This is a genomic window from Streptomyces acidicola (assembly GCF_009377235.1).
In the GTDB taxonomy this organism is placed as follows: domain Bacteria; phylum Actinomycetota; class Actinomycetes; order Streptomycetales; family Streptomycetaceae; genus Streptomyces; species Streptomyces acidicola.
In genome coordinates this window covers 1-14,925 of record NZ_VMNX01000231.1, presented here as the reverse complement: position 1 = coordinate 14,925, position 14,925 = coordinate 1, and the positions used below count along the sequence as shown (strand labels likewise).

Annotated in this window: 11 protein-coding genes and 1 riboswitch; of the genes, 2 read left to right on the top strand and 9 right to left on the bottom strand. The window is 72.0% G+C overall.

Features of this window, described 5'->3' with window-relative positions; translation table 11 throughout:
• From FPZ41_RS37500 to FPZ41_RS37460, 9 genes are all read right to left on the bottom strand, one after another.
• Window positions 1-789: cobyrinate a,c-diamide synthase (locus FPZ41_RS37500; RefSeq protein WP_322621224.1), on the bottom strand; the 789-nt coding region annotated here is incomplete at its 3' end.
• A gap of 7 nt (window positions 790-796) precedes the next feature.
• The gene (gene cobO / locus FPZ41_RS37495; protein WP_188291465.1) at window positions 797-1,405 is read right to left on the bottom strand and encodes a cob(I)yrinic acid a,c-diamide adenosyltransferase; all 609 of its coding nucleotides are present in this window, start codon (window positions 1,403-1,405) and stop codon (window positions 797-799) included.
• A complete protein-coding gene (locus tag FPZ41_RS37490) occupies window positions 1,405-3,420 on the bottom strand; it encodes a putative cobaltochelatase (protein ID WP_322621223.1) in 2,016 nt (671 codons plus the stop codon). The genes cobO and FPZ41_RS37490 overlap by 1 nt, the downstream gene beginning before the upstream one ends.
• A complete protein-coding gene (cobN, locus tag FPZ41_RS37485) occupies window positions 3,417-7,109 on the bottom strand; it encodes a cobaltochelatase subunit CobN (protein WP_152868146.1) in 3,693 nt (1,230 codons plus the stop codon). The genes FPZ41_RS37490 and cobN overlap by 4 nt, the downstream gene beginning before the upstream one ends.
• The gene (locus FPZ41_RS37480) at window positions 7,106-8,620 is read right to left on the bottom strand and encodes a cobyric acid synthase (protein WP_152868144.1); all 1,515 of its coding nucleotides are present in this window, start codon (window positions 8,618-8,620) and stop codon (window positions 7,106-7,108) included. Before FPZ41_RS37480 ends, cobN begins: the two co-directional genes overlap by 4 nt.
• On the bottom strand, window positions 8,617-9,594 hold the full coding sequence (locus FPZ41_RS37475) for a cobalamin biosynthesis protein (protein WP_152868141.1): 978 nt from the start codon (window positions 9,592-9,594) through the stop codon (window positions 8,617-8,619). The genes FPZ41_RS37480 and FPZ41_RS37475 overlap by 4 nt, the downstream gene beginning before the upstream one ends.
• A gap of 116 nt (window positions 9,595-9,710) precedes the next feature.
• Window positions 9,711-9,853: riboswitch (cobalamin riboswitch) on the bottom strand.
• A 110-nt stretch (window positions 9,854-9,963) separates the two neighbouring features.
• Complete coding sequence (locus tag FPZ41_RS37470; RefSeq protein ID WP_152868139.1) at window positions 9,964-10,185, bottom strand: hypothetical protein; 222 nt, start codon at window positions 10,183-10,185, stop codon at window positions 9,964-9,966.
• Window positions 10,186-10,204: 19 nt separating this feature from the next.
• Window positions 10,205-11,446 carry an inorganic phosphate transporter gene (locus FPZ41_RS37465; RefSeq protein ID WP_152868137.1) on the bottom strand — a complete coding sequence of 414 codons (1,242 nt, stop codon included), beginning with the start codon at window positions 11,444-11,446 and terminating at the stop codon, window positions 10,205-10,207.
• Between the two features lie 357 nt (window positions 11,447-11,803).
• Window positions 11,804-12,553 carry a lysozyme gene (locus FPZ41_RS37460; RefSeq protein ID WP_152868135.1) on the bottom strand — a complete coding sequence of 250 codons (750 nt, stop codon included), beginning with the start codon at window positions 12,551-12,553 and terminating at the stop codon, window positions 11,804-11,806.
• 196 nt (window positions 12,554-12,749) lie between these two features.
• Between FPZ41_RS37460 and FPZ41_RS37455 the strand changes: the two genes are divergently transcribed.
• Complete coding sequence (locus FPZ41_RS37455) at window positions 12,750-13,469, top strand: class II aldolase/adducin family protein (protein WP_152868132.1); 720 nt, start codon at window positions 12,750-12,752, stop codon at window positions 13,467-13,469.
• A gap of 146 nt (window positions 13,470-13,615) precedes the next feature.
• Window positions 13,616-14,743: an alpha/beta hydrolase gene (locus FPZ41_RS37450; protein ID WP_322621222.1), complete on the top strand. Its 1,128-nt coding sequence runs from the start codon at window positions 13,616-13,618 to the stop codon at window positions 14,741-14,743.
• The last annotated feature ends 182 nt before the right edge of the window (window positions 14,744-14,925 follow it).

The window sequence follows — 14,925 nt, the reverse complement described above, 5'->3', positions numbered from 1 at the left end:
GCCCCCGAGGTCGGGAACGGGAAGGGGCGGCGGGGGCGAAACTCCCACGGCCTCAGCAGCGTCCCAGCCCGCACACGACAACCCACCCGCACTCCGCGCCAGCGCGAGCAACCCCTCAAGATCGCACCCCGCACCCACCAGCGCCGCCATGGCGTCCACGGCCTCGACAGCCGCCCAGCGCCGCTCCGCGACCGGCACCAGCCCCAGATGCCGAGACGGCGTATCCACCTGCGCCACCCGCCGCAGCACCCCGAACACCGGCACCCCGACGGACTCCAACGCCTCCCGCAACAGCGCCTCGTGCCGATCGGACCCGACCTTGTTCAGGATCACGCCCCCGACCCGCACCTCCGGATCCCACGACACGAACCCGTGCACCAGCGCCGCCACGGACCGCGACTGCGACGACGCGTCGACCACCAGGACAACAGGCGCCCGCAACAGCTTCGCCACCTGCGCGGTGGACGCCAGTTCCCCCTCCCCGGCGGCCCCGTCGTACAGCCCCATCACACCCTCGACGACCGCGAGATCACACCCGCGCGCCCCGTGCGCGAACAACGGCCCGACCAGCTCCGGCCCGCACAGATACGCGTCGAGGTTCCGCCCCACCCGACCCGTGGCGAGCGCGTGATACCCGGGATCGATGTAGTCCGGCCCCACCTTGTGCGGGGACACGGCGAGCCCCCGCGCGGTGAACGCGGCCATCAACCCCGTGGCGACGGTGGTCTTGCCGCTGCCCGACGAGGGCGCGGCGACGACCAGCCGTGGAACGGACGACGAGGACTTCACGACGACATCACCACTCGATGCCCCGCTGGCCCTTCTGGCCCGCGTCCATCGGATGCTTGACCTTGGACATGTCGGTCACGAGGTCGGCGAAGTCGACGAGCTTCTCCGGCGCGTTCCGCCCGGTGATCACGACATGCTGGGTTCCGGGTCGATTCCGCAGCACGTCCACGACCTCATCGGTGTCCACCCACCCCCAGTGCATGGGGTACGCGAACTCGTCGAGCACGTACAGCTTGTACGTCTCGGCCGCCAGGTCCCGTTTGACCTGCTCCCACCCTTCGCGGGCCTTCTCCTCGTTGGTCGAGTTGTCACCCTGAATATCGCGCTGGACCCACGACCAGCCCTCGCCCATCTTGTGCCAGTCGACGGACCCGCCCTCACCGCTGGCGCCCAGCACCCGCAGCGCGTTCTCCTCGCCGACCTTCCACTTGGCCGACTTGACGAACTGGAACACCCCGATCGGCCACCCCTGGTTCCAGGCCCGCAGAGCGAGCCCGAACGCAGCGGTGGACTTGCCCTTCCCGATCCCGGTGTGCACGACCACAAGAGGACGGTTACGACGCTGACGAGTAGTCAGACCGTCATCCGGCACCACACTCGGCTGCCCCTGCGGCACTACGCGGCCCTCCTTGAACTCCCCTGAACTTCCTTGACCAGCCCGGCGATCGAGTCCGCCCGCAACGCGTCGAGCGTCACCGCCGTACCACCGAGCTCACCCGCGAGCCGCCCGGCGAGACCCAGCCGCACCGGACCGGACTCGCAGTCCACGACCACGGACGCCACGCCCTCGGCCGCGAACAGCCGCGCGGCCCGCCCGGCGAGAACGACCGGCTCGGGGCCGCCTGTGGCCCGCCCGTCGGTCACGACCACGACCAGCGCCCGCCGCGCCGGGTCCCGCAGCCGCTCCACCCGCAGCACGTCATGGGCCTTCAACAGCCCCGCGGCCAACGGAGTCCGTCCACCCGTGGGCAACGACTCCAGCCGGACCGCCGCCGCGTCCACCGATGACGTGGGCGGCAGCGCCACATCGGCGGCCGCACCCCGGAACGTCACCAGCCCCACCTTGTCCCGCCGCTGATAGGCGTCCAGCAGCAGCGACAGAACAGCCCCCTTGACGGCGCTCATCCGCTGCCGTGCCGCCATCGAACCGGAGGCGTCCACGACGAACAGCACGAGGTTCCCCTCACGCCCCTCGCGGGTCGCCTGCCGCAGATCGTCCCGGCGCACGACCAGCCCCGGCCCCGACCGCCCCCGCGCCCGCTGATACGGCGCGGCAGCCCGCACGGTCGCCGCCAGGTGCAACTTGGTGAGCGTCCCTCGGGGCCGCCGGGCACCCGTGGTCCGCCCGTGCTCCGTACGCGCCCGCGAGCGCCGCCCGGCGGCACCCTCACCGATGCCGGGCACGCTCAGCACCTTGGTACGGAACGGCTCGGCAGCCCGTACGGCGGACTGCTCGGAGGCGCCCGACGCCCGGGGCTCGCCGTTCTCCCCGGCCTCGGGCCGCGCACCCGTGTCCCCGCCCTGCGGCCCGGCGTCCGGCGCCGGCTGCCCGCCGCCTCCGCCCGGCCCGCTGTCGTCGGGCCCGGGATCGTCGTCTCGACCGTCGTTCTGACCGTCGTCTCCGGAGAACTCCTCCAGCGTCTCGTCGAGCTTGTCCTCGTCCAGGCCCGGCGCGTCGAAGGGGTTCCGTCGGCGCCGGTGCGGCAGCGCGAGCAGCGCGGCCTGCCGTACGTCCTCGGCGAGCACGTCCGTCCGCCCGGCCCACGCGGCGAGCGCGGTCGCCGTCCGGGCCATCACGATGTCGGCCCGCATACCGTCCACCTCGAAGGCCGCGCAGGTCGCCGCTATCTGCCGCAGCGCCCCGTCGCCCAGCCGCACCGACGGCAGCAGCTCCCGCGCGGCCACGATCCGTGCCCGTACGGCGGCCTCCTCGTCGGCCCAGCGCGCCGTGAAGCCGGCCGGGTCGTCGTCGTACGCGAGCCGCCGCCGCACGACCTCCACCCGCTGCTCGGGCTCCCGTGAGGCCGCGACCTCCACGGTCAGCCCGAACCGGTCGAGCAACTGCGGCCGCAGCTCGCCCTCCTCGGGGTTCATGGTCCCCACGAGCAGGAACCGCGCCGCGTGCCGTACGGAGACACCCTCGCGCTCCACGTACGACGCGCCCATCGCGGCCGCGTCCAGCAGCAGGTCGACCAGGTGGTCGTGCAGAAGGTTGACCTCGTCGACGTACAGGATGCCGCGGTGCGCGTCCGCGAGGAGTCCCGGCTCGAAGGCCTTCACACCCTCCGCGAGCGCCCGCTCGATGTCCAGGGCGCCCACGAGCCGGTCCTCGGAGGCGCCGACGGGCAGTTCGACCATGCGGGCGGGGCGTGCCGCACCGGGGCCGGCCTTGTGCGGCCCGTCCGGGCACGCGGAGTCCGGCGCGGCCGGATCGCAGGAGAAACGGCACCCGGCGACGACGTCCACCTCCGGCAGGAGCGCCGACAGGGCGCGCACCGCCGTGGACTTGGCGGTGCCCTTCTCGCCCCGTACGAGCACACCGCCGACCGCGGGCGACACCGCGTTCAGCAGCAGCGCGAGCCGCAGGTCGTCCTGACCGACGACCGCCGTGAACGGAAACGGAACACTCACTGGTCGTCGCCCTCCAAGTCGCCCTCCACGTCACCTTCCAGATCGCCTTCGAGCTCCAGATACGTGGCGCGCAGCCGCTCCAGCGTGTCGGCGTCCGGCTCCGCCCACAGCCCCCGGTCCGCCGCCTCCAGCAGTCGCTCGGTGATGCCGCGCAGCGCCCACGGGTTGGACTTCTTCATGAAGTCCCGGTTCTCCGCGTCGAAGACGTACTCCGCGCTGAGCTTCTCGTACATCCAGTCGTCCACGACCCCGGCCGTGGCGTCGTACCCGAAGAGGTAGTCGACGGTCGCCGCCATCTCGAAGGCGCCCTTGTAGCCGTGGCGCCGCATCGCGGCCATCCAGCGCGGGTTGACCACGCGGGCTCGGAAGACGCGGTGGGTCTCCTCGCCCAGCGTTCGGGTCTTCACCTGGTCCGGTACGGCCGAGTCACCGACGTACGCCTCCGGGCTCGCCCCCGTCAGGTGGCGCACCATCGCGACCATGCCGCCGTGGTACTGGAAGTAGTCGTCCGCGTCGACGAGGTCGTGCTCGCGGGTGTCGACGTTCTTCGCGGCCACCGCGATCCGCCGGAACGCCGTCTCCATGTCCCCGCGCGCCGCCCGCCCGTCGAGCCCGCGCCCGTACGCGTAACCGCCCCACACCGCGTACACCTCGGCGAGGTCGGCGTCCGAGCGCCAGTTGCGGGCGTCGATCAGCGGCAGCAGACCGGCTCCGTACGCGCCCGGCTTCGAGCCGAAGACACGGGCCGTCGCCCGCCGCCGGTCGCCGTGCTCGGCGGTGTCCTCGTCGGCGTGGGCCCGTACGAAGTTCTGGTCGGCCGGTTCGTCGAGCTCGGCGACCGCCCGCACCGCGTCGTCGATCAGGCCCACCACGTGCGGGAACGCGTCGCGGAAGAAGCCGGAGATGCGGACCGTGACGTCGATGCGCGGCCGGCCGAGCTCCGCCAGGGGCACGATCTCGAAGCCGGTCACCCGGCGCGAGGCGTCGTCCCAGACCGGGCGGCAGCCGAGCAGCGCCAGGATCTCCGCGATGTCGTCGCCCTGGGTGCGCATCGCGGACGTACCCCAGACGGTGAGGCCGACGGACTTCGGGTACTCACCGGTGTCCTGCAGATAGCGGGCGACCAGCGAGTCCGCGAGCGACTGGCCGACCTCCCAGCTCAGCCGGGACGGGATGGCCTTGGGGTCGACGGAGTAGAAGTTCCGGCCGGTCGGCAGGACGTTGACGAGTCCGCGCGTGGGCGAGCCCGACGGGCCCGCCGGGACATAGCCGCCGTCGAGTGCCTTGAGGATGTGGCCGATCTCGTCGGTGGTGCGCGCGAGCCGGGGCACGACCTCCGTGCACGCGAACTCCAGCACGGCCACGGCGCCGGGGAGTTCGGTCTTGAGGACGTCCCGTATCAGTGCGCCGCTCTCCGCGAGCGCCCAGCCGCGCTCCTCCATGCCCTCCGCGATCCGCCGGCACAGCTGCTCCAGCAGGTCGACGGCGTCGGCGGCCGTACGGGACGGCCCGTCCACCAGGTCCGTCAGCTCGGCCGGCACCTTCACCGGCGCCCCCGGCTCGGCCAGCAGGTCCTTCTCGACCAGCCCGAAGTGCTCGGCCAGGCAGGCGCGCAGCCCCGGCAGGGCGTTCGCCTGCCCGCCCCACACCTGGGAGGCGCGCAGCACGGCGAGTACGAGGTTGACGCGGGGTTCGCCGACCGGGCCGCCACCGAGGATGTGCAGACCGTCGCGGATCTGCACGTCCTTGATCTCGCACAGATAGCCGTCGATGTGCATGACGAACTCGTCGAAGTCGCCGTCGTCCGGCTGCTCGTCGACGTGCAGGTCGTGGTGCAGCTCGGCCGCCTTGACCAGCGTCCAGATCTGCGCGCGGACGGCCGGGGCCTTCGTCGGGTCCAGGTCGGACACGAGCGCGTACTCGTCGAGGAGCTGCTCCAGCTTGGCCAGGTCGCCGTAGGTGTCGGCGCGCGCCATGGGCGGCACGAGGTGGTCGACGACCGTGGCGTGTCCGCGGCGCTTGGCCTGGGTGCCCTCGCCGGGGTCGTTGACGATGAAGGGGTAGATCAGGGGCAGCTCGCCGAGGACGGCGTCCGGTGCGCACCCCTTGCTCAGTCCGAGCCCCTTGCCCGGCAGCCACTCCATGGTGCCGTGCTTGCCCATGTGCACGATCGCGTCGGCGCCGAACCCCCCTTCCGAGGTCGCGGCCTCCAGCCACCGGTAGGCCGCCATGTAGTGGTGCGAGGGCGGCATGTCCGGGTCGTGGTAGATCGCGATCGGGTTCTCGCCGAAGCCGCGCGGCGGCTGGATCATGACGACGACGTTCCCGAACCGGAGGGAGGCCAGCACGATGTCGTCGCCGTCCACGTACAGCGAGCCCGGCGGCTCGCCCCAGGCTTCCACCATCCCGTCGCGCAGTTCGGGGTCGAGCTTGTCGAACCACGCCCGGTAGTCGGCCAGCGGTACGCGCGCGGGCGCCGCTGCCAGTTGCTCCTCCGTCAGCCACTCGACGTCGTGACCGCCGGCCTCGATCAGCCTGTGGATCAACTCGTCGCCGCCGGAGGGGTATTCGGTGAGCGAGTACCCCGCCTCCCGGAGTGAGTCCAGCAACCGTACGGCCGAGGCGGGCGTGTCGAGACCGACCGCGTTGCCGACGCGGGAGTGCTTGGTCGGGTACGCGGTGAAGACGAGGGCGATCTTCTTGTCGACGTTCTTCTTGTGCCTCAACCGCGCGTGCCGTACGGCGATCCCGGCGACCCGGCCGGCCCGCTCCGGGTCGGCGACGTACACCGGGACGTCGTTCGGTCCCTGCTCCTTGAACGAGAACGGGACCGTGACGATCCGCCCGTCGAACTCCGGGATCGCGACCTGCATCGCCGCGTCCATGGGGGAGAGGGCGGCGTCGGACTCGTCCCAGGCGCTCCTCGACGAGGTCAGGCAGAGGCCCTGGAGCACGGGGATGTCGAGGTCGGCGAGCGCCCCGATGTCCCAGGACTCCTCGTCCCCGCCGGCCGACGCCTGCGAGGCGTGTGTGCCGCCGGCCGCGAGCACGGTGGCGACGAGGGTGTCGGCCTGCCCGAGGAGCTCGTACAGCCCGGCGTCCGCGCCGCGCAGCGAACCGCAGTAGACGGGGAGCGCGTTCGCCCCCCGCGCCTCGATGGCGTCGCAGAGGGTGTCCACGAAGGCGGTGTTGCCGCTCAGTTCGTGGGCCCGGTAGAAGAGGACGCCGACCGTCGGGCGGCCCTCGACCCGGGGACGTGCGCCGTGGACCCCGTACTCGGGCATCTTCTGCGGCTCGTCGAAGCCCTCGCCCGTGAGCAGCACGGTGTCGGACAGGAAGCGGGCCATCTCGGTGAGGTTGGCGGGCCCGCCCTCGACGAGGTAGCGCAGCGCCTGCGCCACCACACCCGCCGGCACCGACGACTCGGCCATCAACTCCGCGTCGGGCACGGCCTCCCCGCCGAGCAGTACGGTCGGGACACCGGACGCCCTGAGCGCGGCCAGCCCGTCCTCCCAGGCGCGCTTGCCGCCCAGCAGCCGTACGACGGCGATGTCCGCGCCCTCGATCAGCCCCGGCAGCTCCGCGGCGACATCGACCCGGGTCGGGTTGCCGATCCGGTACGGGGCACCGGAGGCACGGGCCGCCAGCAGATCGGTGTCGGCGGTCGACAACAACAACACTGTGCTCATGCGGGCGCTCCCGGTGGAATGAAGGGCAGTCCTTGCGGCGCGCCCGACTCGATGAGCCGCCACAGCGCGTCCGTGTCCGCGTGTTCCTCGATCAGGTCGCCGAGCCGGTCGAGCTGTTCCTCGCGCAGCTCGGCGAACGACGTGTCGGGGGCCGGTACGAAGCGACGCCCCGCGGCGGCGGCCACCTCGCGCAGGAAGGCCCGCCGGAAACCGTCCGACTCCAGCGAGCCGTGCCAGTGCGTGCCCCAGACGGCACCGACCCGGCACCCGTCCAGGAAGGTTTCACCGCCCGTGACGTCGGCGACCCCGTGGTGGATCTCGTAGCCCTCGACGTGCTCGCCGAGGGCCTCGCCGACGGGACGGGTGAGGGTCTTCTCGCGGGCGAACCGCACCCGCACGGGCAGGACCCCGAGGCCGTCCACCTGTCCCGCCCGGGACTCGACGTCGTCCTCGATGTGCTCGCCGAGGATCTGGAAGCCGCCGCAGACGCCGAGCACGGGGCGGCCTTCGGCGGCCCTGCGGACGAGCGCGTCGGCGAGGCCGCGCTCCCGCAGCCACTGAAGGGCACGGACGGTTCCCCGAGTGCCGGGGACCACCACCAGATCCGCGTCGGCGAGTTCCTCGGGCCGGTCCACGAACCGCACGACGACGCCGGGTTCGGCGGCCAGCGCGTCCACGTCGGTGAAGTTGGACATGAGCGGGATGGCGCAGACGGCGACCCGCAGGACGTCCTCTCCGACAGGGGGAGCGACGTTCGACTCCCGCACGGTCCCCCGCAGGGAGACCGCCATCCCGTCCTCCTCGTCGATCCCGAGCCCGTGCCGGAAGGGCAGGACGCCGTACGTCCGCCGCCCGGTGAGCCCGTGCAGCATGTCCAGTCCGGGCTCCAGCAGGGACACGTCCCCGCGGAACTTGTTGACGAGGAAGCCGGCCACCAGCGCCTGGTCCTCCCGGCTCAGCAGGGCGACGGTCCCGAAGAAGGAGGCGAAGACGCCTCCGCGGTCGATGTCACCGACGACGAGAACGGGCAGCCGCGGCCGGGCATTCCGGGCGATACCCATGTTCACGATGTCGGTGCGCCGCAGATTGATCTCGGCCGGACTGCCGGCCCCCTCACAGATCACCGCGTCATACGTGCCCCGCAACTCGGCGAGACAGTCGAGGACGGTACCGAGAAGTTGCTGCTGCCGTCCGCCGTGGTACCCGCGCGCACTGAGCTCGCCCACGGGCCTGCCCATGAGCACCACCTGACTGCTCTGCTCGCTGCCGGGCTTGAGCAGCACGGGATTCATGAGCGCGGTGGGCTCGACACGGCACGCCTGGGCCTGCATGGCCTGAGCGCGCCCGATCTCGGCGCCCTCCCGCGTCACGAACGAGTTGAGGGACATGTTCTGCGCCTTGAAGGGTGCGACCTTGACGCCCCGCCGCACCAGCCACCGGCAGATCCCGGCGGTCACGACGCTCTTTCCGGCGTCGGAGGTGGTGCCGGCGACGAGAAGACCACCGCTCATGATGTACGCCCCCCTGCCGGAATCCGTGCCTGAAACCGTGTTGGAATCCGTGTCAGAACCCGCCCGGCCACACCGACGCCGAGAGCCAGCAGGCCGACGCGCCGGGACAGCCGCACGGCCCGCTCGATGTCCCGTGTGGCGACGGCACGCCCTTCTGCGTTGAGTACGGGCCGGTGCTCCACCCGCCCCGCGTAGGACAGCGTTCCGCCGAGCCGCACCCCCAGTGCCCCCGCGAACGACGCCTCCACGGGACCGGCGTTGGGGCTCGGATGCTTCGCCGCGTCCGCCCGCCAGGCCCGTACGGCACCGCGCGGGTCCGGACCGGCCGCCGCTGCCAGGACGGCGGTCAGCCGCGCGCCCGGCCAGCCCGCGAGGTCGTCCAGCCGGGCGGAGGCCCACCCGTACCGCCGGTACCTGGGCGACTTGTGACCGACCATGGCGTCGAGGGTGTTGACGGCCCGGAACCCGAGGAGCCCGGGCACACCGCCGAGGGCCCCCCACACGAGCGCGCCCACGACGGCATCGGACGTGTTCTCGGCAACGGACTCGACGACGGCGCGGGCGATCCCGTCGGCATCGAGGGCCCCCGGATCCCGCCCGCACAGATGCGGCAGGCGCTCCCGGGCGGCGTCGACGTCCCCCGCCTGAAGCGCCCGCCCGATGACCCGGGCCTCCCGCGCGAGCGAAGTCCCCCCGACCACGGCCCAAGTGGCCGCTCCGGTCAGCGCGACGGAGGCGGCAGGGGATGGACGTACAGCCCGTGCGGCGGCGGTGGCGAGGGATACGACACCCCCCACGCACACGGCGGTGTGCAGCGCGCCCCACCCCCGGTGGTCCCGCCACAACACCCGTTCCACGGCGCCCGCGGCACGCCCGAACACGGCGACCGGATGCCCCCGGCGAGGATCGCCCAGGAGCAGGTCGCCGAGAAGCCCGGCGGCGGCGCCGTACGCGAAGACGCGATCGGCACGCATGCGTTCAGCCGACCACGGTGACCGAGGTGACCGCTGGATACGGCAGAGCGCTGGTGCTGGATCTCAATCGGCAGCCGAGCATGGCGATATGTCCTCACTCAGGGTGTCCACGCCCTGGTTCGACGAGACCGGCGGCGAGAGTTCCTGGCTCCCGGGGATTGCTCCCCCGGTCACAGTGGCGGGACCGCGCCGGACTTTCACCGGCTTCCTCTTCTGCCGTCGTACATGGCTCCGGCAGTCCACCACGCCCTTGGAAGAGCCGTCAACTTGCCGTTGACCTGCGAAGGGAGAGTGTGCTGAGGCCCACATACGAGCGGGGTGCGGGACGGTGATCCGTCCCGCACCCCACTCGTTCGCGTGGCCCCGGTGTCAGGCCACGATCAGATAGATCCCGTACGCCACCGCTGCCGCGCACGCGGCGAAGCAGGCGTACGCCGCCGTCGTGGCGAGAGCCGCCGAGGTGCCGGAGGCCGTGGCCGTCTCGCGCTTGGAGAGGCCGAGGATGCCGAGGGTGAAGAGGCCGACGAGGGCCACGGTGACCACGAGACTGACTCCGAAGACGGAGCCGAGGGCTGCCCAGTCGATGTGCATGGTGGTGTGTCTTCCTTGCTCAGAGAGCGGTCGCCGGAGGCTTCGCCGGGGTCTCGGCGGGAGCGTGGTCGGGGACGGTGGCCGGGAGGTCGTCGGTGAGGGTGCCGACCGGGGGCGGGGTGACCGCCGCGACGGCCGTGGTCACGACGCCGGCGGGCTCGTCGGTGTCGTTGACGTTGGTGTGGTCGACCACCTCGCGGCGCGAGGCCAGCCAGATCGCGGCGCTGGACGCGACGAGGAAGACGGCGACCAGTGCCGTGCCCCAGCTGCCGAAGGACGTCACCCACTCGGCGCCGGCGCCGACCAGGGCCGCGGCCGGGAGGGTCAGGCCCCAGGCCACGAACATGCGGGTGGCCGTGGACCAGCGGACCACACCGCCCTTGCGGCCGAGGCCCGCGCCCATCACGGCGCCGGAGACGGAGTGCGTGGTGGAGAGGGAGAAGCCGAGGTGGGAGGAGGCCAGAATGACCGTGGCCGCGCTGGTCTGGGCGGCGAAGCCCTGCTGCGGCTGGAGATCGGTGAGGCCCTTGCCCATCGTGCGGATGATGCGCCAGCCGCCCAGGTAGGTGCCGAGCGCGATGGCGAGACCGGCGGACAGGATGACCCAGACCGGCGGGTCGGAGTCGGGGGCGAGCGCACCGCCGGCGACCAGGGCCAGGGTGATGATGCCCATCGTCTTCTGGGCGTCGTTCGTGCCGTGGGCCAGCGAGACCAGTCCGGCCGAGGTGATCTGGCCGGCGCGGTAGCCCTTGGACGTGGCCTTGTCGTGGGCGTTCTTGCCGATGGTGTACGTCAGCCGCGCGGCGATCATCGCGGCGATGCCCGCGACCAGCGGCGCCGCGACGGCAGGGATCAGCACCTTGGTGACGAGGACGTCACCGTGCACCGCGCCCGTGCCGGCCGACGCGATGGTCGCGCCGATCAGACCGCCCATGAGGGCGTGCGACGAACTGGAGGGAAGTCCGACGAGCCAGGTCAGCAGGTTCCAGAGGATGGCGCCGACCAGCGCCGCGAAGATCACCTCCGGTCGTATGCCGGTCTCGTCGACGAGGCCTTTGGAGATCGTGTTCGCCACCTCGATGGAGAGGAAGGCGCCGACAAGGTTGAGCACGGCGGACATGGCCACCGCGACCTTGGGCTTCATCGCGCCGGTCGAGATGGTGGTGGCCATCGCGTTGGCGGTGTCGTGGAAACCGTTCGTAAAATCGAACGCGAGCGCGGTGATCACCACGACCGCGAGGATCAGCGAGAAGTTTTCCATTTACCCGGACTTCTTTTGGACGTCAGTTGCGTGTGGACCGTAGGCAACCTGAGTGAACGAAAGATGAACTGGAGAGGGCTGAGGGGTGTACCGATTGAGGTACCGGCGTTCCGCTTGCGCTGAGGGGCGTGCCTCGGCGGCCAGTTGGGGGCGCTCTGAAAGGCATTGTGCCTCGAACAGATGCGGACTGTTTCATTCCGCATACCCTCTGTACGCCTTCCGGCGGTGCCTGCGCGCGGGCCGTGCGGGTGCCTGCGTGCGGGCCACCAACGCGTGAGGACCCCGGGTGAGTCCTTCCCGGGGTCCTCGTGGGTGCCCGCAGCCCGCCGCCCCGCGGGGCGTTGGGCCCGGCCGGTCCTAGCCCTTCGCGAACCGCTTCAGCTGGGTCATCGACCCGTTGAAGAGGTTCTGGTCGCCCGGCAGGCTGCCGCTGCCGTTGTCGTGCTGCCAGATCGTCCAGACCTTCCAGCCCGCGGGCAGCTCGCCCGCTCCCGCCGAGCTGTAGCGCGCCAGCCAGAGCGCGTGGTTCGCGCCGAAGGCCCTGCTGTTGCCGGTGCAGGTCTTCCACCAGTGCGTGGTCGTGTAGATCACCGGCCGGCGGCCGGTCTGCCGCTTCACCTCGTTACTGAAGGCCTTGATCCAGTTGACCATCCTGGTCCTGCTCAGGCCGTAGCACCTCTTCTTCTTGTCGTACGGGTTGTATTCGATGTCGAGCGCCGGCGGCAGCGTCCAGCCGTCCGCGCGCCAGCCCCCGCCGTTGCGCACGAAGTACGCGGCCTGGGTGGTGCCGGACGACTTGTTCGGCACCGCGAAGTGGTAGGCGCCGCGGATCAGCCCCACCTTGCGGGAGCCGTTGTACTGCTGGCCGAAGTACGGGTTGCGGTAGGTGTGGGACTCGGTCGCCTTGACGTAGACGAACCTGGCGCCCTTCGACTTCGCCTTCGACCAGTTCACGTTCTTCTGGTGCGAGGAGACGTCGTGTCCCCTGGGCTTGCTCGCGGCCGAGACCGGAATCTCCGCCAGGGCGGTCCCGCCCAGGGTGAGCGTCGCCACCGATGCCGCTATGACGCGGGAACGGTGACGGGTCGGTTTGTGATCACGGGCCATGTTTCCCCCCGGAATGGCGACGTGTGCGACAAATCGTCCAGAGGCTACTGGAAGATCGTTGAAACACGGGCGATCACTGGCCAATCGCTCTCAGGGGTGATGTGTCCACGTATGCGCGCTCCCGGAGATCGCCCTCCTGGCCTACACTCCCCCCGCCCGCCTCCGCCTCCGCCCACGTGCCTGTCAGGATCGGTGCATGGCGGATCAGGGGCGGGACACGGGAGATGTTCAGGGCTCGCGGGACGTACGTGCCGTAGGGGGCCGGGGTGTGCCGGACGACGTGGCACGGGCGTGGGACGAACTCGTCGCGACGGCCCGCCGGACCGTGGCCGACGGTCTGGTCGTCGGCACCTCGGGCAACGTCTCCGTGCGCGTCGGCGACACGGTCCTGGTCACGCCCACGGGAGTGCCGTACGACTGCCTGACGCCGGACGACGTGGTGGGCGTCGACCTCGACGGCCGCCAGGTCCTCGGCTCCCTCCGCCCGACGAGCGAACTCCCCATGCACCTCGCGGTCTACGGCGCCACCGGCGCACGCGCCGTCGTCCACACCCACGCCGTCCACGCGACGGCCGTCTCCACGCTCGTACGGGAACTGCCGCTGATCCACTACATGTCCGCCGCGCTCGGGGGAGTGGTCCGCGTCGCCCCGTACGCGACCTACGGCACGCAGGAGTTGGCCGAGAACATGCTGCGGGCCCTGGAGGGCCGCACGGCATGCCTCCTTCAGAACCACGGCACGCTCACATACGGATCCACCCTCTCCGAGGCCTACGACCGCACGGCCCAGCTTGAGTGGATGTGCCGCGTCTGGCTCACCGCGTCCTCGGTGCCGGGGCTGACCCCGACCCTCCTGAGCAGCGAGCAGGTGGCGGAAGTGGAGGAGCGATTGCGGGGGTACGGGCAGCCGGGGTGAGGCGGGCCCGGGGAGAGGACTTCCGGCGGTGTCGGGGGGAGGGGACTTCCGGCGGTGCCGGGAGTGGTGGCCGGGCCCGCCGGGCGTCGTCACTCCGGACCGTCCTCCCACTGGCCGGGGGCCGGGTCCGACAGGACACTGGAGACGTGCGCACAGCCAAAGCCGCTGCCGCGGCCGCCACCGCCGCACTCGCGGCCGGTGCGGCGAGCATCGCCGTCGGCAGGTTCGCCAGTGACGCCGCGCTGAAGGTGCCGGCGGGCGGACGGCTGCCCACGGAGCCCAGGCTGACCGTCCACGCGACGGCTGCCGGGCAGGTCACGCTCACCCGGGCCCTGGCCTCGCAGCGGCCCGGCACGTACGGCCTCGTGGGCAACCGCTCGCACGCGGTGGTCGGCCCGGTCCTGGACGCCGCCGCCCACTCCGCCGACACCGTCGTACGCCGCCTGGAGCGCGTCAGCCACGGCACCCTCGAACCCGGCGACAAGGTGTGGCTCACCCCGAACGTCCACGTCGGCGATCCAGGTGTCGCCCTCGGTCTCGACCACACGGACGTAGAGGTGCCGGGCGAACTGGGCGCCCTGCCCGCATGGTTCGTGCCCGCGGCCCGTGACACCTGGGTCATCGCGGTGCACGGCCTGGGCGCCACCCGCGAACAGCCCCTGAACATCGTGGAGTTCCTGCACGGCCGCGGGCTCCCCGTCCTCCTTCTCGCCTACCGCGGTGACCCCGGGGCGCCCCGTTCCCCGGACGGCCTGAACCACTTCGGCGAGACCGAGTGGCGCGACCTGGACGCGGCCATCCATCATGCCGTGCGTCAGGGCGCCCAGCAGGTCGTCCTGCACGGCTGGTCCACCGGCGCCACCATGGCCCTGCGCGCCGCCGCCCACTCCGCCCTGCGCGAGCGCGTCACCGGTCTCGTACTGGACTCGCCCGTGCTCAGCTGGGAGACCACGCTACGGGCCCTCGCGGCGGCCCGCCGCACCCCCGGCGCCCTGCTGCCACTGGCCGTCCGGGCCGCCCAGGGCCGCACCGGCATGCGCGGCGACCGCGTCGAGGCCGCCGTGCTGCCCGAACAGATCACGGCACCGGTCCTGATCTTCCACGGCCCGGAGGACACGATCGCCCCCTGGACCCTCTCCCGCGGCCTTGCCGACCGCAACCCGAACCAGGTCGCCCTGCGCGCCGTTCCGAACGCTCCCCACGGCGCCATGTGGAACGCCGACCCAGAAGGCTATGAAGAGGCCCTGCGCCGCTTCCTGACGCCGCTGATGTAGGGGCATGGGCGGGGGAAGGGGGTACATGGCGCTCTTCGCGCCCTTGCACCGCCGCGTCGCGCTCCTCCCGCGCCGGCGCACGCCTGCTCTCGCCCCAGGTGCGGTGCGAAGACGTACGGTCATCGGGTGACCCGTCGCCCCGCCTCTCGGGCCCCTGGCGCCCGCGCCCGTCCGCCCCGCCC